Raw genomic sequence first — 20,908 nt, forward strand, 5'->3', positions numbered from 1 at the left:
GTTAAATATGGCAGAACAAACAGAAAAGAAAAAAGGCATTGGTCCTAAGGTTCAAGCTTTTGGTTCATTTTTAAGTAGTATGATTATGCCGAACATCGGTGCTTTTATTGCTTGGGGGCTAATTACAGCACTGTTTATTGAAGATGGTTGGTTACCTAATGAAGAACTTTCTACTATGGTAGACCCAATGATCAAATATTTAATTCCATTATTAATTGCATTTAGTGGTGGTCGTTTAGTTCATGGTTTACGTGGTGGCGTCGTTGGTGCTACTGCTACTATGGGGGTTATCGCAGCATTCCCTGATACACCAATGTTAATTGGTGCAATGATTATGGGTCCACTTCTTGGTTGGTTAATGAAAAAAGTGGATGAGTTCTTAGTTCCTAGAACGCCACAAGGTTTTGAGATGTTATTCAACAACTTCTCAGCTGGTATTCTAGCATTCATCATGGCAATCATTGGTTTCAAAGGTTTAGCGCCATTGGTTGAAGGATTAATGAAACTTCTTGGTATGGGTGTTGATTTCTTAGTTTCTCATCATTTATTGCCACTAGTAAGTATTATTATTGAACCAGCAAAAACTGTATTCTTGAACAATGCAATTAACCATGGGGTATTAACTCCGCTTGCATCTGAACAAGTTACTCAAGCTGGTAAATCTATATTATATACATTAGAGTCTAACCCTGGACCAGGTCTAGGTATTTTATTAGCGTATATGGTATTCGGTAAAGGTACAGCAAAAGCAACATCATATGGTGCTGGTATCATCCATTTCCTAGGTGGTATTCATGAAATTTACTTCCCATATGTATTAATGCGTCCTTTATTATTAGTTGCCGTTATTTTAGGTGGTATGACTGGTGTAGCTACATTCAGCATATTCGACTTTGGTACAACAGGTCCTGCATCACCAGGTTCAATTTTAGCCTACTTCGCAATAACGCCTAAAGGTAGTTATTTAGTCATGTTACTAGGTATCTTCCTAGCAACTTTAGTTTCATTCTTAGTAGCATCTATTATATTGAAAGTAACTAAAGATCCTGAAAGTGACCTTGAATCAGCAACTGCTGACATGGAAGCTCGTAAGGGTAAAAAATCTTCTGTAAGTGGTGCTTTAACTGGTGCTGATAAAGAAGAAAAAGAAACTTCAGATGATGCTGAAGAAAAAGATGAATCAGATGGATTATTAGATGAGTATGACACTGAAAATGTAGACGCACATGATTTCTCAAATGTTCAAAAAGTTATTTTCGCTTGTGATGCTGGTATGGGTTCAAGTGCAATGGGTGCCGGCATGTTACGAAATAAATTCAAAAAAGCTGAATTAACAAATATTGAAGTAACAAACACTGCTATCAATCAATTACCAGATGATGCAGATGTCGTAATTACTCAAAAAACATTAACAGATAGAGCTATTAAAAAGAATCCAAAAGCGATTCATATTTCAGTAGATAACTTCTTGAATTCACCAAGATATGAAGAGTTAATTAGCGAATTGAAAAAATAATTCTAAACAAAGGAGTGAAGGTCGATGATGATAAGTAACCGAGAAAAAAGCATTCTCAAATTACTATCTGAGCGTCTTCACTCTTTTTTAACGATTCATGACATTGCTCAAGACTTAGGTATTTCGTCTAGAACCGTGCATAGAGAAATGAAAAGTGTTGAAGATACACTCAATAAATATCACCTTTCCTTAACAAGAGTGCCTAAATTAGGACTCCGCATTGAAGGTGAACCACAAAATATTGATACTTTCGTTCAATCATTAAATGAACAACATACGATTGATTTATCTGATGAAGAGCGAAAAGTGATTATTTTATACAATTTGATCCAATCTAAAGGTCCAGTGAAATTATACAGCTTAGCTAATGAAATTGGTGCTTCAACACACACACTGAATAAGATTATTGAGCAGTTAGAGCCTGAGTTAAAAACCTTTGAACTATCGTTAGAACGAAGGCGCGGCGAGGGATTAATTTTAAATGGTGAAGAAGTAAATAAAAGACAACTATTAGCTAGATTTATGTTAGAAAAGTTAGACGGAGATAGCGTCTATTCTGTTGTTGAAGATCATTTTGTATATCACACATTAAATGAGACACATTTACAAGGTATCGTTGATATCGATAGATTATTTAATGTTGAACGGTTGTTAATGGATGAGCTTGGTACACTGCCCTATACATTAACAGAAGCTAGTTATTTAACTTTAACGATTCATATTGTATTAGCAATTGAACGTATTAAGCAAGATGGTCATGTAGATATTGAAGATGATATTTTAAACGAATTGATTTCAACAGATGAATTCAAAGTATCAGAAAGACTGACTAATGTGTTAAGTAACATTTATGATGTCACATTTAATCATTCGGAAATAGCATTTATCACAATGCATTTAAGAGGTGCAAGGCGACGTCATGAAGCAACATCATATGAGAGCACCGAAACGCATGAACAACGTGTAACGGAACTCATTGATTTTGTAAAAAGCGAAGGATTTTCTTTCAAAGATGAAGAGTCATTATTTAAAGGTCTAAATTTACATTTAGAGCCCGCTATTAACAGATTGGAAGCCAATATTGAAACATACAATCCGCTTACTGAAATGATCGAAACATATGATAAAGCATTATTCGAAGCTGTTTCGTCAGGTTTAAAGATTGTATTCAGTAATTATCATTTTCCAAAAAGCGAAGTAGCCTATATCGCACTTCACTTTGGTGGTATGTTAAAAGCCAAACAAAGTCGTTCATTACATGTATTAGTTGTTTGTAGTAGCGGCATTGGTACAAGTCGTATCCTATCCAATCGTTTGAAACAACATTTTTCTGAAATTACGCAAACGACCGAAGTATCCGTCAGTAGTTTAAAATCGATTGATTTCTCGATGTATGATGGCATGATTTCTACAGTTGCAGTTGATACTAAATATCCACACATTACAGTGAACCCATTATTACCGGAACAAGACGCTGAAAATGTTAAATATTTCTTGAAATTACAACATTCAATTGTTCAAAGGCAACAAGACAATCAGTCTAAAGAACAGCCAATTTCATATGAAGATTATGATCATACAGTTTCTTTTATAGAAGAAAGCTTATCATTAATTCAAAATATGATAGTTGAAAAGAAGAAAGTAACACAGCTCAATCGCTATTTAGTTCAAACGTTATCTAAAAATCACATTATTGATGACACGCATAGTTTCAATGAAAAACTTAGTAAAAGAATAGAACTACAAGGCTTTGCATTAACAGATTATCCAGTTGCTATACCTCATTTATCAGATGAACTTATTAAAAAACCACAACTGATTATAACTGAATTAACTAAACCTTTAATGCTTAGAACGATAGAGAATGAAGAACAAGAAGTAAATTGGCTCGTAAGTATGTTCATACCGAAAAATTCAGAACAAGGTCAATTTATGAGTGAAGTATCATCCTTAATTACTGAGCATCTGGATGATATTGATCAGTTGTTAAATGATAGAGTGCTAATAGAAAATACACTCAAATCATTTTTCTTAAATAAATTAAAACAAAAATTAACGAAAACGGAGTGATTTAACATGACAAACTTATTTAATCCACAAAACATTTTTATGAACTTATCAGTAAACTCACAAGAAGAAGCTATCGAAAAAGCTGGACAAGCTTTAGTTGAAGACGGTGCAGTAACTGAAAAATATATCACTGCTATGAAAGAACGCGAACAAATTGTTACAACTTACATGGGTAACTTCTTAGCAATTCCACATGGTACAGATGAAGCAAAAACAGAAGTATTAAAATCAGGTCTCGTATTACTTCATATTCCAAATGGTGTTGATTGGGATGGAAACGAAACTAAAGTTGTTGTTGGTATAGCTGGTAAAGACGGTGAACATTTAGATATTCTTTCACAAATCGCGATTGTATTTAGTGAAGAAGAAAATGTAGAACGTGTCATCAACGCTCAATCTAAAGAAGAAATTCTTGCTATCTTTGAGGAGGTTGAACTTTAATGAAAGCCATTCACTTTGGTGCCGGTAATATCGGTCGAGGTTTTATAGGTAAAGTATTAAGCGATAATGGCTATGATGTGACATTCGTCGATGTTAATGAAAATATTATTAATCAAATTAATGAAGAAAAAGCGTATCAAGTAGTCATTGCTAACAAAGAAAATACTAAAGAACCCGTATCAGGTGTTAAAGGTATAAATAGTATTACTGAAACAGATAAATTAAAAGAAGCAATTTTAGAAGCAGATGTAATCACAACTGCAGTAGGTGTTAATATCTTACCAATCATCGCTAAATCTTTCGCACAATTTTTAAAAGAACGCGAACCTGGTAAAACATTAAATATTGTTGCTTGTGAAAATGCCATCATGGCAACGGATCAACTTAAAAAAGCAGTATTAGATATTACAGGACCTTTATCAGATGATATAAGTTTCCCTAACTCAGCAGTAGACCGTATTGTACCTCAAGGTCAAAAAGAAGGTTCATTAGATGTATTAGTAGAACCTTTCTTTGAATGGGTTGTTGAAGCTTCTAAATGGCAAGGTACTCAACTTGAAGATGTTCATTATGTTGATGATTTAACACCTTATATCGAAAGAAAATTATTAACTGTGAACACTGGTCATGCTTACTTAGCATATTATGGCCAATATAAAGGTTACAAAACAATCCTTGAAGCGATTCAAGATAAAGAAATTAATGACGGTTTACATGAAGTATTAAATGAAACAGGTGAATACCTCGTTGCAAACTTTGACGAGTTTACAAAAGAAGACCAAGCATATTATATTGAAAAAATAATTGGACGCTTCAATAACCCCTACTTATCTGATGATGTTACAAGAGTCGGACGTGGTGTGTTACGTAAAGTTGGACCAAATGATCGTATCGTAAAACCTTTAGTAGCTTTATCAAAAACAAATCAAAAACATTCAGAACTCGTAAAAGCATTATGTTACTTGCTTGAATATCAAGACGATAATGATAAAGAAACAGTTGAAAAAAACAACTATATCAATGATCATAGTGTTGCTGAATTCTTAAACAAATATGCAGAACTAGATTCAAATATTATTGAAGAAGTAATTATTCAATACACTTCTATTAAAAAATAACATTTTAAAAAGCCGTATTTTTAAATACGGCTTTTTACATGAATTAAATATATAATATTCTCATTTAATATTAGAATATTTCGTAATTCTCGATTTATTTTATTAGTAGAATTAATAATAATCTTACACTTAAATTTTATAGGATTATATTATATGTCCCTTTCGTTTGTGACAATTATATTATTTATATTATTATTTAATTAAATCCTACTCTTATTAGTTTACATACACTTATATTTAGGCTAAAATAAGTAAATAATTGATAAATGGAAACTATGAATTAAAAAATTAAAAACGCTTTCAAATTGATTAGACAAGCCTTCACGCTATATTGTATTTTTTCAATCATTGGAGCAAAATACTCACTATCTAGGGGGATTCAAAATGGCAATTTCTAAAATAGAAAATTGTTCAGATTTATTAGCACTTGTTACTTATGTGGACAAATTAAAATCTATCATTAAGAAGGATTTTTCACTTAGCTTTGAAGAATTCGCAGTTTTAACTTATATTAATGAAACAGATGAAGAAGAATATCATTTGAAAAAAATCATTAATAAATTAAACTATAAACAGCCACAAATTGTAAAAGCTGTTAAAAACCTATCACAACACGATTACTTTACTAAAAGAAGAAATGAATACGATGAACGTACAGTTTTAATTTTAGTTAATAAAAAGCAACGCAAATCTATATCAGAAGTTCTTGAAAAAATTGATAAAGAAATCGCAAAGACTGAAATAAACGATTAATATATAAACAAAACAGATTAAGGGCTGGGACAAATTAATTGTCTCAGCTCTTAATCTGTTTATATTACTTGCTTATCTCTTACGTTTTGATTCAAAAATTTAGAAACAACTTTTTTGAATTTTTCGCTTTCCTCGATAAATGGTGCGTGACCTGAATGTTCAAATATTTCTATTTGTGCACTTTTAATATTTTCAGTTACATTATCTATATCAAAAGGATCGTATTTGCCTTTCACAATAAGTGTAGGTATGTTTATATTATCTACTTTTATATTGATTCCATTTATAGACCTAACTGATATTGCATCTTCTTCAGCCGACATGCGATAATATTTTTTCACTTCTTGATACCATTTAAATGTTGAGTTCGTATCATGAAATATTTCATTAAACAGAATTAACATCGCTTCTTCTTTACTAAACCCTGCTACTATATCTCTATGTTTAGCGATTAATTTAATAAATGGTTGTTTACCTTGATTAGATATTGACGATACAATTACTAACTTTTCAACTTTTTCTGGATGTTGATTAGCAAATTCTTGTGCTATAACGCCACCCATATCATGCCCCAAAATATAAGCTGATTCAATTCCCTCAGAATCCATTAAGTCTATAATATCATCGATATGATTTTGTATAGAAAATGATTGTGGCTTTTCAGATTTACCGTGCCCTCTTGAATCCATTGTATAAGTTGTATATTGATCTTTCAGAAGTTGTACCGTTGAATGAAATGTAGCTAAATTCATACTTAATGCATGTAACATAATAAGTGGTTTACCGTTACCGTGCTTCTCGTATACTATATGAGTCCCATCCCTTGCTATTAATTCTCCCATAATCTGTACCTCCCTACTTTACAGTAATAATATACCCCTTTTACAATTTTTCACACTTATAATATTAATTTAATACCATAAACAAAAATGCAGAAAATGATTGTGGTCGACTAATCATTTTCTGCATTTTTATTATACATATTTTCTTGTTGAATATATCATTACAAAATATAAGATTATAAATAAAATAATCAACCAACTACCAAATGTTGTAATCATGATTGCCATTTCATTAGTAGTTACAGCAGCAATTGTTTTCTGTATTACTGCCAAACCCATTGCAGCCACTTCAAGCTTTTTCAAAAATAATGACACAACAACAAGCAGGACGCCAACCACAAAAATAGCTTGAAAGACAGCTATTGGTATAACATACATGCCTAATGATAAGCCGAATATTTTTAAAATGCATAAAATAATACCAATACTAAATAGCAGTATATTCGTCATCATGAGCTTTTGATTAGGATATAAATAACTGTGTTTCTTAATGATTATATATATAACAAGTGAAATTGAAAGGATAACTACAAAATAGAATATATATAATCCCGTTACAGCACTAAATGGAATTAATTTTTTATCAAATAAATATGCCATTAATAAGAAGTTAAGTATATAGAAAAGAATAGGATTATAGTTCACTATCACGATATTTCGTTCTACAATTTGAAGAATTTCCGCATGTGATTTATGTCTATATTCAGCATAGTCTATGTCTTTCTCATCAGACTTTTTCATATCTTTCTTTAATGAATGCTGCACTTTATCAATTTGTTTAGGTAAAATTCCGACATGTTGTAAATAGTCGTTCACATTTTCCAGCAATACTTCATTGTTTGGACGCATATATACACCACCTTCATTCTAATATTGTATAAATTAATCCCCCATTATGCAATATGTTATTACATAATGGGGGATTATATTCATCATTTATTTAGTATTTACCTAAATCAATACGATATACTTTAAATTGTTTACTTTTCGGAGTTGCTTTTGAAAGTTGGAAGTGCGCTTGATCGTTATTCACGTAAGCATAACCACCAGTATATTGATTATTTTGTACACGTTTAGTCGTATTATCACCTAGCACTGAAACAAGTGATTTCAGATTCACATTTGTTAAATCGTCGTAAATCATTGTAATTCGTTTCACAGTTTCTTTACCATCGTGGACTTTTGCAGTAATAATCATATGCCCATTTGCACTATCAAATTCATAATAATTCTCTCTGCCATTACTATCATCAGAGTATGAAAACATTACGTTAGGATACTTTGATTTAATTTTAGAAATTTTATCTCCAATTTTAATACCTTCAATTGCAACCGTACCGTCTTTATAAGATTGTACATTATCATCATTAATATTTAATTGTTTATCAGTTGCAGCATTTGCCTCAGCAAAAGTTGAAAATGGTAATACCATAAGTACCATCGCTATAATTAAGAGACATTTTTTCATATGAGGTTCTCCTTCAGTCTATGACTTATATGCTATGCATTTAACTGAGTATATTATAACACACACATTACAAAATGACCACTTTTGTTACAAACATGTAACAAATGCATTAACGCGCCGTAATTTAATCTAAAAATTCATTAAGTACTTTTATAAACTTTTCATTTTCTTCTACAAAAGGTAGCTCTCCTGATTCTTCAAATAGCTTAAATTCAGCATTAGGTAATAATTCAGCAACTCGTTTACCTTCACTATATAATATCTTTCCATCATACAATCCAGATATAATCAGTGTCCTTACCTTAATCTCTGATAATAATGAGACAATGTCAAAATCTTTAAACGAGCGCTTAATCGCAATTTCTTCTTCCATTGTTTGTAAATCATTAGATGGCATGTGAGATTTAACAAACTTTTTAGCTTGTTTTATATTTTTATATCTAAATCTTAATAAATATTTTTCTCTCTCTTGTTCAGTCATTGTTCTGATTTCGTCAGCATGTCTATCGTAAATACGATTATCTGGAAATGTCGTATGATTATCGGTTGGATTAATCAATACCATACCATTTATAAGACTAGGATTTTTATATGTTAAACCTGTTGCAATAGTAGCTCCAAGTTCTAAACCAATTACATAAGCAGAATCAATAAATAATGCTTTAATCAATTGTTGTATATCTGAAATATAATCATCTACTCGACTATCACTAAGGGTATCACTTAGTCCATGACCTCTTAAATCAATGGAAATCACTTGGTATTGTTTGCTCAATTTTTTAATGATCGGTGTAAATACTTCCATATCTTGAAAAACACCATGCAGTAAAATAACAGGATATCCATTACCTTTCGTTTTATAATGAATCGCAACATTTTCTTTAGTTAAAAATAATTTCATCATGCATCACCTCTTTCGATTTTTGTACAAACTTCTATTAAATCGCTTAAACTTTCAATCGTATAATCTAATTCATCCTCTTCAGGTGTACCTAATACAGAATTAGCCATCCATACAGTAATCATACCCATGGCGTGGGCTGCAGCAATATCATTTAAAGGACAATCGCCAACATAAATAGCATTCTTGGCAGTAACACCTAGATGCTTCATAATATCTTCAAATATTACAGGATCTGGCTTTCTAACGCCAACTTCATCAGACGTTGAAACATAATGTATATATGGATATATCCCAATTGCATTCATAACATGTGTGATATCTTCGCTTTTACCGTTCGTCACTACACCTAACTTATAACCCATGTTTCTTAATTTTTCTAAAACAAACAATGTATCATGAAAAGGAAAATGATATCTATAATGATGCATCTTATAATCATTATAAAACGTTTTCCAAGAAATTCTTTCTATATTTAATTTTTTAACTAATTCTTGATATACCCATTCAATATCTTCTAACCCATAGGGATTCAATGTTAAATATACCTTTTCAAAATCACGTCTTTGGACTGTAACCATCAATTCATGAAATCGTTCAAATTGTTCTTCCAAAAATTTCATTCGTGATTTCTCACGATCAACAAGCGTATCTTCCAAATCAAAAATAATCGCTTGAATATCACACGAACACATGTCATCATCCCTTTCATAGAAACATTTTAAACTATTCCATAAAGAAAGCAATACAATTCTTCAATAGAAAACACCAATCCTTTGTATACAGCTCTAAAGGACTGGTGCAGTAACGCTAATTTAAGTTTATATTATAAATGCGCGTTTAACCTTTTTCTTTTTTTCGTTGTTCAGTAATCATTAAGTACATCATGATTGGAATTGCGATGATTGATAAGACAATTCCAACAGGTATTTGTATCGGGCTTATAATCACTCTTCCAACTGTATCTGCAATAAGTAATAAAGACCCACCTATTAGTAGATTTAATATCATTTGAATACGGACAGACACTTTATAAACTCTACGAACTACTTGAGGAACAATCATACCTATAAATCCAATAATACCTGTAAAGCTAATAATGACCGCCGTCATGATTGCTGCTATTAATAAACAACACCATGAAACTACTCGAACATTGACACCAAGTGTTATCGCTTTGTCATCACCTAATTGAATAATTTTAATAAAATGACTCATTGCAAATAAAAATATAATACAAATGAGTGTAACGCCTCCTGTAATTTCTACAGTTATTGTCTCAGCCGACGAAACACTTCCGAACATATAAGAGACCATACTATTCACTTTATTTGGCTTAAGTAACAATAATATATAAAGTGCTGAACTGAAAAATGCTCCTATAAATATACCAGATAAGATCATGGTCGCTACGTGAAATGTCTTAACCATCGTTTCTGTAATTAATACAACTATAATAAGTGTTAACAAACTAAAAAATATAGAAAATAATGGTACAAACCATATCGAAACACCTAAGAATACAGCTAATGCACTACCAAATGTTGCACCGCTTGCTAAACCTAATGTAAAACTATCTGCCAATGGATTATTTAATATCGTTTGGTATATTTGACCACTTAATACAAGTCCCATACCAGCAATTAATGCTAACAAAGTTCTAGGTACTCTTAGCTTATAAAATATTGTCCAATCTAGTTGATTTTCAAATTTCCATGTTATACCAGTTGAGCCAACAAACAATGAAATAACAATAGCTAACAATAGAACGAGAAACCATAATGTAAGCAGTTTATAGATTTTTATATTTTTAGTCATAAACTTTATCTGAAAGTTCTTTTAACCCTTTAGCAAGTCTAGGACCTGGTCTTGAAATCATATCTGCATTTAAAGCATGAACATGTTTCTCTTTAACAGCCTTAACTTGCTCAAAGCCATCTCTATTGTTATTTAATTTCTGATATTCATCTTCATTTTGTCCGCTTGTCGTAATCATCACATCCGGATTCCTTTTTAAAATGCTTTCTTTATCTGTTTTTATCCATCCTTCTTGGTCATGATAGATGTTTTCTGCTTTTATAGAATTTAACATATCATCATAAAATGTATTCGATCCTGAAGTATAAATATCGGGCTGAGAAGATATTTCCATAAAGACCTTTTTACCTTGTTGTTCTTTAGGGACTTCTATAATAACATTGTTTATTTCACTTTTAACTTTACGAACGAGTTGATTAGCTTCTCGTTCTTTACCTGTAACTTTACCAACTTGTTTAAACGTTTCATACATTTCATTAATTGAATTTGCATCATCAATATAAACCACTTTAACACCTGCATCACTCAATTTTTTCAAATCTTTTTCTTGAGTAGATTGATTAGATTCATGCGCTAAAATTAAATCAGGTTTTGCTTTTAATAAAGCTTCTGTATCCAATTTAAAAGCATCGAATTTCTTTTTATTTTTAACATCTTTAGGATAATCATCGACTGTTGATACCCCAACTACTTTATCCCCAAGTCCTAATTCATATAATATCTCTGTGTTGCTTGGAATCAACGACACGATACGCTTATCTTCTTTTTTATCCGTTGATTCTTGCTTCGTTTCTTTATTACTATCAGAATTCCCACTTTGGCAACCTGATAGCACAATCAAAGCCGCTAAAATTAAATAAATTACATTCAGTCTTTTCATAACTTCTCTCCTCAGCATGTTTATTAAAAAATGGTACACAAAAAGGCACAGCTCAAATAAGATTGAGCTGCACCTCAATTAAAACATTTTATTTAATTACATAGATTCTGGAGCTGAAACGCCAATTAAAGCTAAAGCATTACGCAATGTAATACGTGCCGCTTCAATTAAAGCTAAATGTGCTTTCGTCTTATCTAAATCATCAGTTAATACTTTTTCTGCATTATAGAATTTATGGAATTGTGCAGCTAAATCTTGAATATAGTTCGTGATACGATGTGGACTGCGAGATTCAGCAGCAGAAACTATCGTAGGTTCAAATTCAGCAATTTTCTTCAATAAATCATAAGCTTTTTCATGTGTAATTGATGATAAATCAACATTTTGATCAATCGTTATATCTTTTTCATTAGCTTGACGAATAATTGAAGATATACGAGCATGTGCATATTGTGCATAATAAACTGGATTATCTTGTGATTCTTTCTTCGCAAGTTCCATATCAAAATCAAAGTGTGTATCTGGACTACGCATTGTTAAGAAGTAACGTGCTGCATCAATACCCACTTCATCCATTATGTCTCGTAATGTGATGGCATTCCCAGTACGTTTACTCATCTTCACTTCAACACCATCTTGTAACAATCTTACCATTTGCATAATTTGTATTTCAAGACGTTTTGAATCTACTCCGAATGTTTCTAAAGAAGCTTTTAAACGATTAATATAGCCGTGGTGATCTGCACCAAATAAGTTGATCAGTTTGTCATAACCACGTTCAACTTTATCATAGTGATACGCAATATCTGGTAAGAAATAAGTGTACGTACCATCTTGTTTAATCAATACGCGGTCTTTATCATCACCAAACTCAGTCGTTTTTAACCAAGTTGCGCCATCTTGTTCATATGTGAAACCTAGCTCAGTCATTTTATTTAATACTGCTGTAATTTTGTTTGTTTCATATAAAGAAGTTTCACTAAACCAATTATCAAAATGGATATTAAAATCAGCTAAATCTTGTTTTAATTTAACCATTTCATAATCTAAACCAAGTTGACGGAAAGTTTTAATACGAACATCTTCTGGTTGATCCTTAATTTCAGGTTGCTTCTCAGCTAAATCTTTACCAATTGCGATGATATCTTTTCCGTAATAACCATCTTCAGGTAATTCAGTATCTTGTCCTAAAGCTTGGTTATATCGCGCTTCTATTGAATGAGCTAAATTCTCAATTTGTTTACCTGCATCGTTTATATAATATTCACGTGTCACATCATAACCAGCAGCATTTAAGACGTTTGATAATGTATCACCAACAGCAGCATTTCTTGCATGTCCAATATGTAAATCTCCAGTTGGATTTGCTGAAACGTATTCTACTATGATACTTTCATTCTTACGTTCTTCTGATTTACCAAATGCTTCACCTTTAGTTAGTGCTGATTTGATAATATCAGTTAAATATTGTTGATCTAAATAAAAATTAATAAAACCTGGGCCAGCAATATCAACTTTCTTAACATTTGCTTTAGTCGTATCTAAGTTATCCACGATTTGGTTCGCTATTTCACGAGGATTTTTACGTGCAAGCTTAGTTAATACCATTGCGATGTTAGAAGAGTAATCTCCATTAGCAGGGTCTTTAGGTGATTCTATTTTAATTTCTGGAACTGATTCAACAAGTTCGGCTTTTAATATGCTTGCTTTGATTTCTTCAATTAACGTTTCTTTAACTTGGTTAATAATATTCATTCATTTATCTCCTTAAAATTAATTTGAAATTGATATGTCCCGAGTAATCCTGTGTGGTCACTTAATTGATAATGTATCCTGAGTTTACCCTTATTATCATCTATATAATGTTTAATTGATAGTGTTTTGACAGTCATTGTCATACGTCCGGCTTCAGTATCATAATAACTAATTGTTTCATGTCCTTCGACAAAGTGAAACACTGTTTTAACTGTGCCAGTACGGTGAATTTTCACACCATCATCATCTATTTTAAGCATATTTTTTACTATTTGGTTATCAATCGTTTCTTCATATCTAATAATATCACTATTTCTTCTATGATATGTACCGGATGTTTTTGTTTGAAACGTTGATTTATCGCCATTTTGTTTCACAACTTGTTTAATATTAATGTTAATATTCTCTTCCATAGTTGGCCACCTCATCGTATAAGAACGTATATCATTATAGCATATTTGACAAATAAAATTAAAAAAAGCAGGGCTAAAAGCGCCTGCTTTTTTTAGTGTCCTAGCTATAGTAGCTATCAACTATTTTACTTATGAAATTGTGAAAAGACAATAGCAATTTACTTGAATTGTTATATTTCACAATTAAGTCACAAAATAGACATATTTAATCCGTATCAAGTGATGATTTTAATTCCTCACTACTGTTATTCCACATTTCTTCACTATGCTCTTGAAGGAAATTTTTAAGTACGATTCTATTTTCATCACCAATTTGGTCAATTTTAATATGATGCTTCATAGATTTATCCATCATATTAACATGCTCTGGCATACTTTTATATCCACGCTTTTTAGGTTTGTTAACCATTAAGTAACAACCCGTTAACCCTGCATAATAGGGTCCTTGTTCACCACGTTCTGTTGTAACCCAACAAAGCCAATATTCTTTAGCTTCTTCACCTTTAACTTCTTCTATATCTTTAACCCATTTTACACGCTTTTCCACTTCTGCTCTTGCGTGCATTGCGCCAACATCTATAAAAGCACTTTGCTCTGTTACATCAACGAACACAGGTGCAACGTTATCTAAACTGATTGAACCAATATTTGTGCCTTTATGTCCATCTAATGGATCATTTTTTATTATATTAAATTGAAATCCTTTTTTTTCAGCCAATTGTTTCACCTCATTTAATTCTTGCTTACATCATACTAGAGTATTAGATAGACATTCAAGATTGTAATCTATACGAGTTCATTTAATAAATTAATGATATCACCTTTAATATTTTCATCTTCCATTTCTAATATCAATTCTTTTGGATAATACAATTTATAATCAAGTCGTTTAATTCCTGTAATACTGTGAATTATGACTGATTGACTACTAATCTCTTTAATGTGGCCTGACTTTTGTAATAAATGTATCGGTTGTCGATTTGATCCAGGACGATCATAGTCGTATGGTAAGTCAGAAAATGAATCACACACAAAATAATACTCTGGGTCAATTCCACCCTTTTCAAATAGGTCTGTCAATTCACCAATCGTAATAATCGATCCATCAAATGGTAAATATTTAAATAAATCACGATTCACAAATCGTTTACTTAAATCACTCAAAATTTGATCTGCTTCTTCAGTCCATTCTTCTAAATAATACATTACGACTGTCTCATCTAATCGTATATAGTCTTCAATAGAAACTTCACCTTCAAAGAATGGAATTAAATATTTAGGCTCTTCTTTAAATGAATAACCTTGATCATAAAGTACTTTAGCACGTTTGAAACATCTATTAAGCAATACTTCTCCACCACGGCTTACTGGATGAAAATATATTTGCCAGTACATTTGATAACGACTCATCAAGAAATTTTCAACAGCATGCATACCACTTTCTTTAATAAGTACTTCATCTTTTGAAGGGCGCATTAAACGTAATACACGCTCCATATCAAATTGTCCGTAGCTAACACCTGTAAAATAAGCATCCCTTTGTAAATAATCCATTCTGTCTGCATCTATTTGAGAAGAAATCATGGAAATCACTAACTTATTTTCATGTGTTTTATTTATAACTTCAGCTACTTCAGTTGGGAAATCAGGTGACACTCTTCTCAACACTTCATTAACTTCTGTATCACCTTTAATTATCAACTGTGTAAATGCTTCATGATCAGTTAAAAATATTTTTTCGAAACAATGAGAAAAAGGGCCGTGACCTAAGTCATGTAATAAAGCAGCACATAATGCAAGTGGTCTATCTTTATTATCCCAAGGTGCTCTTCCATCAAACACTTCATCCACCATTCGTCTTACGATTTCGTAAACACCTAAAGAATGGCCAAAGCGACTATGCTCAGCTGTATGGAAGGATAAATATAATGTTCCGAGTTGTTTGATTCTTCTTAGGCGTTGAAATTCTTTTGTTTTAATAAGATCCCAAATTAATTGATCACTAACATGTATATAACGATGAACAGGATCTTTGAAAACTTTCTCTTCAGGTAGCTTTTTCGTTCCATAAGCTTCTTCTGTCACTTTGTTCCCTCCATTTCTCATCTTTACTCTACTGTAAATTCGATTTCACCAACATGTTCATAAGTTGCTTTATACGCACCTTTAGTGAGTGTTTTAGGCAAAATAAATGTTCCACTTGAGACAAACATACCAGGTGTTAAAGAACGATTATATTCTTTAATATTAGAAATGAGCCATTTAACAGCTTTAGCTGGATGACCTTCTACTTCTGTACTATATCCAGATGCAAGCTCTTTACCATCTAATGATAAAGTCCCTTTTATGTTATCAATGTCTTCGTATGTTAATTGCTTAGGATCACCATAAATGACGCCACCACTTACTGCACTATCTGCAATAATTTCGTTAACTGTTAAATTAGGAAACCAATTGCTAAATCGAGAATCCGGTATTTCGACTCCTGGTGCAATAAGGCACTTACGCATAATATCTTCTAAACTATCTTCTTCAGTCAATTCTTCTTGAACAATAAAGACCAATTCCAACTCTGCTAAAGGTTCGTTTAAATCATTTAAATAAATACGTGGACCAAAAATAGTCGTTTCACCCATCGCACCGTATAAAGGTGTCGTTGAAGAAAAGATATCTCTTGTTTCTTGGCTCGTTAAACTAATTTTATATCCTTTATGAACTTCTGTTTCTTCCTTACGTTGCAAGACACCTTCTTGAATATCATAAGCTGCATGTTCAGTAATATTCGAAGGCAAAATACCATTTGGAATAATTTTTTTATTTTCATAAGCTTCATAAAATTGAGAAACCCATTTATTAAGTGATTGTTCCATTACAAACGACCTCCTAAAAAGTTTTTTTCATAAGTGTTGTGCTCATTGCATCTCCAAACAATAACTCTTCATACTTACGAATTACTTCAAAACCTTCTTTCTTATAAAAGGCAATACCAATGTCGTTCTTACCATCAACTTCTAAGTATACTTCTTTGTATAAACCTTTATATTGGTCTAGACCAGCATAAAGTAATGCTTTACCATAACCATCACGTTGTGCTTCAGGTAGAACATAATGAGAAGAAAGATATAGCTCAGTTCCTTTAATAAAGTTCGCAAAACCAACAATCTTTTCTTCATCTTCTGCAACAAAGAAATCAGAATCATTAATACGTTTCTGAAGCATCTCTTTAGAATAAGATGCATTTAAAAATGCCGTCACCGTGCTAGCCGTATAAATATTGGTATACGTATCATACCAAGCTTTAGATGCTACATTTTTAATTCCAGAATAATCTTCTATCGTTGCTTTTCTTACATTTGCCATAAATATCTCTCCCTTATCTACCTTTCACATCAAGCATATGACCATGATGTCTATTATTCTATGTTTATTTATTCCCTATATACCATTATTACAATGTACACATTTAAATATCTTTCTATCTAACCTTATAAGCAATTATATCATTTATATACTAAAAACTATAATATTCAGAACACTTAATTATACTCGAAACCCCTTTAGAAATGTAGAATTTGTTAAGTAAGTTAACTCTTAATAATAATATTCATATAAAATATTTAAAAATAAAAGAAAGTGGGACATAAATAATTTTTTTTTGAAAAAATGAGATGAGTTGTAGATTAAATATGGAGTTAATCGAAGAGTTGGGGTGAGTTGTAGATTAAGTCAGGCGTTAATCTAAGACACCCTCAAAATCAACACTGAACAATGAAAGGCTGGGACAATTAATTTGTCCCAGCCTCAAGAAATATGGTGTTATTCTTTTATGATTAGTATAAATGTGCTTAATGAGCTTGAAGTCTTCGTGCGTTTTGACCCGATTTAATCCAAACTTCACTTCATAAATTTCTATTCTACTTATTCAACTTCTTATTTAACTTCTCATCTATTTCTTTTTGTCGACGTTTTCGTTCTTCATTTCTAAGTCGCAATCTTTCTTCTTCTTCTGGATCGCGTTTCTTTTGAAGTTGTTTTTGAATTTTCTCCATGAGTTCTTCTTCTGTTAACGCGGCACATGGGCGGTTATTAACGAATGCGAATGTTTTTCTTCTGCCTGGTCCACAATAAGATTGGCAAGCTACTTCTACTTCGGCTTCTGGATCTATTTTTTTTAATTTTTTCAGTAGTGATGGTAAATTAACAGCTTGGCAATCATCGCAGACTTGAAATTTATTTCGCATTTGTTTCCCCACCTTTCTCGATTTCTAGTTTAGCAATAAATTATTATACCACCTTAACAGTTGTTTGAGAATGTCATTTTATTGTTTTTCCATATTTCGTACCATTTTATCATTTCGTTCAATCATTCTTTCAAAATATTTATCATATAGCTCCCATTCTTCTGTTGTGACGGGATTCATATTTAATGTTGCACCTAATGTTTTTAGACTTCCTAACAATTTGAACAATATGTCATTCGTTGTATAATCTTTATCTAATAATTCATTTATAGATGCCATACTTTCAGGAATGATGGTTGGATAGATAAATTTTGTTTTTTCATTTTTTAATGCATGTTGATAGAATTCTTTCATCATGTTTGCACGTTCTGCACCAGATCCTTCTACACATAAGTATATTTGAACTGCTATACCACCTCTAACTCTTCGTTGTGATATACCAGCAAACTTTCTGTTATTGATACTTAAGTCATAGCTACCCGGACAGTATGAGGCAGAGATTTCTTTATTTTCAATAGCATTTGTTTCTTCTTTAAACATTTCACGTATGAGACGTAACATCACTTCATATCCCGTATCAATGGATACATCATGTTTACCTTTAAAAATCAAAGATATATTTAGTACACCTTTGTCTAACACAACGCCTAAACCACCTGAATTTCGAACGATTGCACTGTATCCTTTAATATTATTTAAAAATTCAATGCCATCTTTTAAAAAAGGTAATCTAGAATCGTGTATGCCTAATATCACGACGTGGTTGTGTATCCATGTTCTTACTACACTTGGACTTTTATCATTTCCAACTTGATCACAAAATGTATCATCGAAACTAAAGGACTGCATTGGCTGCAGTCCTGAAGTGTGGTCAATGTATCGCCATTCTTGTGTAAAATAATCTTTCAAAGTTTCCACGATTATAATGTTTGAGCAGCTGTAATAATTGAAAGACTGTATACGTCTTCTGCTGAACAGCCACGTGATAAATCGTTAACAGGTGCGTTTAAGCCTTGTAATACAGGACCAACTGCATCAAATCCACCTAAACGTTGTGCAATTTTGTATCCAATGTTACCCGCTTCTAAGCTAGGGAAGATAAATACATTTGCATCACCTTGAATTTCAGAATTTGGCGCTTTTTTAGCAGCTACTTCTGGAACGATTGCTGCATCAAATTGGAATTCGCCATCTAATACTACATCTTTTAAGTCTGTTTCTTTCAAGTTTTCTTGAGCAATCGATACCGCTTCAGATACTTTTTCAGTATCAGGTGATTTCGCTGAACCTTTAGTTGAGAAGCTTAGCATTGCTACTCTTGGAGACATACCGAATGCTTGAGCAGTCTTAGCACTTTCAATTGCAATTTCAGCTAAGTCTTGAGCATTTAATTCTGGGTTAATTGCGCAATCACCAAACACATACTGTTCTTCACCTTTAGTCATGAAGAATACACCTGATGTTTTAGTAACGCCTGGTTTAGTTTTAATGATTTGTAATGCTGGACGTACAGTATCCGCTGTAGAATGCGCAGCACCACTTACTAGTCCATCTGCTTGATTAGTATAAACTAACATTGTTCCGAAGTAGTTTACATTGTTTAATAATTCTTCAGCTTGTTCTACTGTTGCTTTACCTTTACGGCGTTCAACAAATTTTTCTACTAAATCAGCTTTTAATTCGCTTTTTTCAGGGTTAATAATTGTAAGTCCATCGATTGATAAATTAGCACCCGCTGCTGTTTCTTTAATTGCTTCTTCGTTACCAAGTACGATCGGTGCAACCAAATCAGTAGCTTGTAATTTAACAGCTGCTGTTAATACACGAGCATCGTCACCTTCTGGTAATACGATACGAACATTCTTACCTGATAGTTTGTCGCTTAGGACATTAAGTAAATTAGACATAATTGCCTCCTATATATGATTGCTTTAATTTTTCCATTCATAATTATAACATTTTTTCATAAATTTTCACGTATCCGAACTATGAATTAATTTTATAAAAATACACAAATTTATGATTTATATTTTGACAACAACTTTTTCCATTTTTGAACTATATCTTTATCTTTAACTTCAGTAAAAGCGACATTTGGTTTTAAGTTAGGATCTTTACCATTATAATCTTTATCGGCAAATCCTGTAGATAAAGTGACATCTTCGTTCTGAGTGAATTCATACTGATATACTTTTCCGTTATCAGCAAATAAATATTTAGTAATTGGCTTATTCATATCCGCTACTTCATTATAACCTTGGATATTCGTTAAATCTTGCGCTTGTTTATCGATACCTTTTACATTGTTTTTAGAATAATATGCTGATATCCCAACTATATTATGTACTTTGAATGCTTTTTTTCCAGGCTTATTATGATTTGTAATTTGTAATTCTCCGTCTTCTGTCAAAGCATATCCATCACCTTGTGTGTGATCACTGCTACTAAAATAGCGATTAGATATTGCCATTCCTTTGTCTTTACCATACTGATCTGCATAGATTAATAATTTTTCTTTTAATTCATCTTTTTCTTTATCTGAAACTTGTATTTCTTCAGCTTTTGCTTGTTTGGTTTCTGATTTTTGTTGTGTTTCTTTCTTTGTTGTTGAGTCATTACTACATCCACTTACTAAGCAAATTAAAATTATAAAAGCACTTAAGCATTTGAACTTATGTTGCAAGATAATCTC

Annotated in this window: 22 protein-coding genes; 5 read left to right on the top strand and 17 right to left on the bottom strand. The window is 31.9% G+C overall.

Going from position 1 to position 20,908, the window contains the following annotated elements:
* Positions 1-7 precede the first annotated feature (7 nt).
* From LQ668_RS04740 to sarA, 5 genes are all read left to right on the top strand, one after another.
* Positions 8-1,516, top strand: coding sequence for a PTS mannitol transporter subunit IIBC (locus LQ668_RS04740; RefSeq protein WP_119634146.1), 1,509 nt, complete (start codon positions 8-10; stop codon positions 1,514-1,516).
* A 24-nt stretch (positions 1,517-1,540) separates the two neighbouring features.
* Positions 1,541-3,586: a BglG family transcription antiterminator gene (locus tag LQ668_RS04745; protein ID WP_119634147.1), complete on the top strand. Its 2,046-nt coding sequence runs from the start codon at positions 1,541-1,543 to the stop codon at positions 3,584-3,586.
* A gap of 6 nt (positions 3,587-3,592) precedes the next feature.
* Positions 3,593-4,027: a PTS mannitol transporter subunit IIA gene (locus LQ668_RS04750; RefSeq protein ID WP_078357838.1), complete on the top strand. Its 435-nt coding sequence runs from the start codon at positions 3,593-3,595 to the stop codon at positions 4,025-4,027.
* Positions 4,027-5,145: a mannitol-1-phosphate 5-dehydrogenase gene (locus LQ668_RS04755; protein ID WP_078357837.1), complete on the top strand. Its 1,119-nt coding sequence runs from the start codon at positions 4,027-4,029 to the stop codon at positions 5,143-5,145. Before LQ668_RS04750 ends, LQ668_RS04755 begins: the two co-directional genes overlap by 1 nt.
* Positions 5,146-5,529: 384 nt before the next feature.
* On the top strand, positions 5,530-5,898 hold the full coding sequence (gene sarA / locus LQ668_RS04760) for a global transcriptional regulator SarA (RefSeq protein ID WP_078357836.1): 369 nt from the start codon (positions 5,530-5,532) through the stop codon (positions 5,896-5,898).
* Positions 5,899-5,957: 59 nt separating this feature from the next.
* Here sarA and LQ668_RS04765 read toward each other — a convergent pair whose 3' ends face one another.
* The 17 genes from LQ668_RS04765 to LQ668_RS04845 all read right to left on the bottom strand — a co-directional run bounded on the left by LQ668_RS04765 (position 5,958) and on the right by LQ668_RS04845 (position 20,899).
* A complete protein-coding gene (locus tag LQ668_RS04765) occupies positions 5,958-6,740 on the bottom strand; it encodes an alpha/beta fold hydrolase (RefSeq protein WP_078357835.1) in 783 nt (260 codons plus the stop codon).
* Positions 6,741-6,872: 132 nt separating this feature from the next.
* Positions 6,873-7,589, bottom strand: coding sequence for a hypothetical protein (locus LQ668_RS04770; RefSeq protein WP_107509400.1), 717 nt, complete (start codon positions 7,587-7,589; stop codon positions 6,873-6,875).
* A gap of 91 nt (positions 7,590-7,680) precedes the next feature.
* Complete coding sequence (locus tag LQ668_RS04775) at positions 7,681-8,208, bottom strand: SA0570 family protein (RefSeq protein WP_078357833.1); 528 nt, start codon at positions 8,206-8,208, stop codon at positions 7,681-7,683.
* Positions 8,209-8,332: 124 nt separating this feature from the next.
* Complete coding sequence (locus tag LQ668_RS04780; protein ID WP_078357832.1) at positions 8,333-9,112, bottom strand: alpha/beta fold hydrolase; 780 nt, start codon at positions 9,110-9,112, stop codon at positions 8,333-8,335.
* Entirely contained in the window at positions 9,109-9,804 is a 696-nt protein-coding gene (locus LQ668_RS04785; protein ID WP_078357831.1) for an HAD family hydrolase, read from the bottom strand. The genes LQ668_RS04780 and LQ668_RS04785 overlap by 4 nt, the downstream gene beginning before the upstream one ends.
* 145 nt (positions 9,805-9,949) lie before the next feature.
* A complete protein-coding gene (locus LQ668_RS04790) occupies positions 9,950-10,927 on the bottom strand; it encodes a FecCD family ABC transporter permease (protein ID WP_078357830.1) in 978 nt (325 codons plus the stop codon).
* Positions 10,920-11,807, bottom strand: coding sequence for an ABC transporter substrate-binding protein (locus LQ668_RS04795; RefSeq protein ID WP_107509401.1), 888 nt, complete (start codon positions 11,805-11,807; stop codon positions 10,920-10,922). The genes LQ668_RS04790 and LQ668_RS04795 overlap by 8 nt, the downstream gene beginning before the upstream one ends.
* A gap of 96 nt (positions 11,808-11,903) precedes the next feature.
* Complete coding sequence (gene argS / locus LQ668_RS04800; protein ID WP_078357828.1) at positions 11,904-13,562, bottom strand: arginine--tRNA ligase; 1,659 nt, start codon at positions 13,560-13,562, stop codon at positions 11,904-11,906.
* Positions 13,559-13,975, bottom strand: coding sequence for a YwiB family protein (locus LQ668_RS04805; protein ID WP_107509402.1), 417 nt, complete (start codon positions 13,973-13,975; stop codon positions 13,559-13,561). Before LQ668_RS04805 ends, argS begins: the two co-directional genes overlap by 4 nt.
* Positions 13,976-14,180: 205 nt before the next feature.
* Entirely contained in the window at positions 14,181-14,693 is a 513-nt protein-coding gene (locus tag LQ668_RS04810) for a YwhD family protein (protein ID WP_107509403.1), read from the bottom strand.
* A gap of 68 nt (positions 14,694-14,761) precedes the next feature.
* On the bottom strand, positions 14,762-16,060 hold the full coding sequence (locus tag LQ668_RS04815; protein WP_078357825.1) for an HD domain-containing protein: 1,299 nt from the start codon (positions 16,058-16,060) through the stop codon (positions 14,762-14,764).
* 23 nt (positions 16,061-16,083) lie between these two features.
* On the bottom strand, positions 16,084-16,845 hold the full coding sequence (locus LQ668_RS04820; protein ID WP_107509404.1) for a 2-keto-4-pentenoate hydratase: 762 nt from the start codon (positions 16,843-16,845) through the stop codon (positions 16,084-16,086).
* Positions 16,846-16,858: 13 nt separating this feature from the next.
* Positions 16,859-17,335: a GNAT family N-acetyltransferase gene (locus tag LQ668_RS04825; protein ID WP_078357823.1), complete on the bottom strand. Its 477-nt coding sequence runs from the start codon at positions 17,333-17,335 to the stop codon at positions 16,859-16,861.
* Between the two features lie 554 nt (positions 17,336-17,889).
* The gene (locus tag LQ668_RS04830; protein ID WP_078357822.1) at positions 17,890-18,216 is read right to left on the bottom strand and encodes a YuzB family protein; all 327 of its coding nucleotides are present in this window, start codon (positions 18,214-18,216) and stop codon (positions 17,890-17,892) included.
* Between the two features lie 78 nt (positions 18,217-18,294).
* Positions 18,295-19,134 carry a lipoate--protein ligase family protein gene (locus LQ668_RS04835; RefSeq protein WP_107509405.1) on the bottom strand — a complete coding sequence of 280 codons (840 nt, stop codon included), beginning with the start codon at positions 19,132-19,134 and terminating at the stop codon, positions 18,295-18,297.
* 2 nt (positions 19,135-19,136) lie between these two features.
* Positions 19,137-20,123 (bottom strand): phosphate acetyltransferase, encoded by a 987-nt coding sequence (pta, locus tag LQ668_RS04840; protein ID WP_078357820.1) that lies wholly within the window; start codon positions 20,121-20,123, stop codon positions 19,137-19,139.
* A 110-nt stretch (positions 20,124-20,233) separates the two neighbouring features.
* Positions 20,234-20,899, bottom strand: coding sequence for a hypothetical protein (locus LQ668_RS04845; RefSeq protein WP_078357819.1), 666 nt, complete (start codon positions 20,897-20,899; stop codon positions 20,234-20,236).
* Positions 20,900-20,908 lie beyond the last annotated feature (9 nt).

The organism is Mammaliicoccus sp. K-M42, from assembly GCF_022386375.1.
In the GTDB taxonomy this organism is placed as follows: Bacteria; Bacillota; Bacilli; order Staphylococcales; family Staphylococcaceae; genus Mammaliicoccus; species Mammaliicoccus fleurettii.

Bases quoted from the DNA above. Each gene is read 5' to 3' on its own strand.
- LQ668_RS04740 (WP_119634146.1), top strand. From the start codon at position 8: ATGGCAGAACAAACAGAAAAGAAAAAAGGCATTGGTCCTAAGGTTCAA.
- LQ668_RS04745 (WP_119634147.1), top strand. From the start codon at position 1,541: ATGATGATAAGTAACCGAGAAAAAAGCATTCTCAAATTACTATCTGAG.
- LQ668_RS04750 (WP_078357838.1), top strand. From the start codon at position 3,593: ATGACAAACTTATTTAATCCACAAAACATTTTTATGAACTTATCAGTA.
- LQ668_RS04755 (WP_078357837.1), top strand. From the start codon at position 4,027: ATGAAAGCCATTCACTTTGGTGCCGGTAATATCGGTCGAGGTTTTATA.
- sarA (WP_078357836.1), top strand. From the start codon at position 5,530: ATGGCAATTTCTAAAATAGAAAATTGTTCAGATTTATTAGCACTTGTT.
- LQ668_RS04765 (WP_078357835.1), bottom strand. From the start codon at position 6,740: ATGGGAGAATTAATAGCAAGGGATGGGACTCATATAGTATACGAGAAG.
- LQ668_RS04770 (WP_107509400.1), bottom strand. From the start codon at position 7,589: ATGCGTCCAAACAATGAAGTATTGCTGGAAAATGTGAACGACTATTTA.
- LQ668_RS04775 (WP_078357833.1), bottom strand. From the start codon at position 8,208: ATGAAAAAATGTCTCTTAATTATAGCGATGGTACTTATGGTATTACCA.
- LQ668_RS04780 (WP_078357832.1), bottom strand. From the start codon at position 9,112: ATGATGAAATTATTTTTAACTAAAGAAAATGTTGCGATTCATTATAAA.
- LQ668_RS04785 (WP_078357831.1), bottom strand. From the start codon at position 9,804: ATGTGTTCGTGTGATATTCAAGCGATTATTTTTGATTTGGAAGATACG.
- LQ668_RS04790 (WP_078357830.1), bottom strand. From the start codon at position 10,927: ATGACTAAAAATATAAAAATCTATAAACTGCTTACATTATGGTTTCTC.
- LQ668_RS04795 (WP_107509401.1), bottom strand. From the start codon at position 11,807: ATGAAAAGACTGAATGTAATTTATTTAATTTTAGCGGCTTTGATTGTG.
- argS (WP_078357828.1), bottom strand. From the start codon at position 13,562: ATGAATATTATTAACCAAGTTAAAGAAACGTTAATTGAAGAAATCAAA.
- LQ668_RS04805 (WP_107509402.1), bottom strand. From the start codon at position 13,975: ATGGAAGAGAATATTAACATTAATATTAAACAAGTTGTGAAACAAAAT.
- LQ668_RS04820 (WP_107509404.1), bottom strand. From the start codon at position 16,845: ATGGAACAATCACTTAATAAATGGGTTTCTCAATTTTATGAAGCTTAT.
- LQ668_RS04825 (WP_078357823.1), bottom strand. From the start codon at position 17,335: ATGGCAAATGTAAGAAAAGCAACGATAGAAGATTATTCTGGAATTAAA.
- LQ668_RS04830 (WP_078357822.1), bottom strand. From the start codon at position 18,216: ATGCGAAATAAATTTCAAGTCTGCGATGATTGCCAAGCTGTTAATTTA.
- pta (WP_078357820.1), bottom strand. From the start codon at position 20,123: ATGTCTAATTTACTTAATGTCCTAAGCGACAAACTATCAGGTAAGAAT.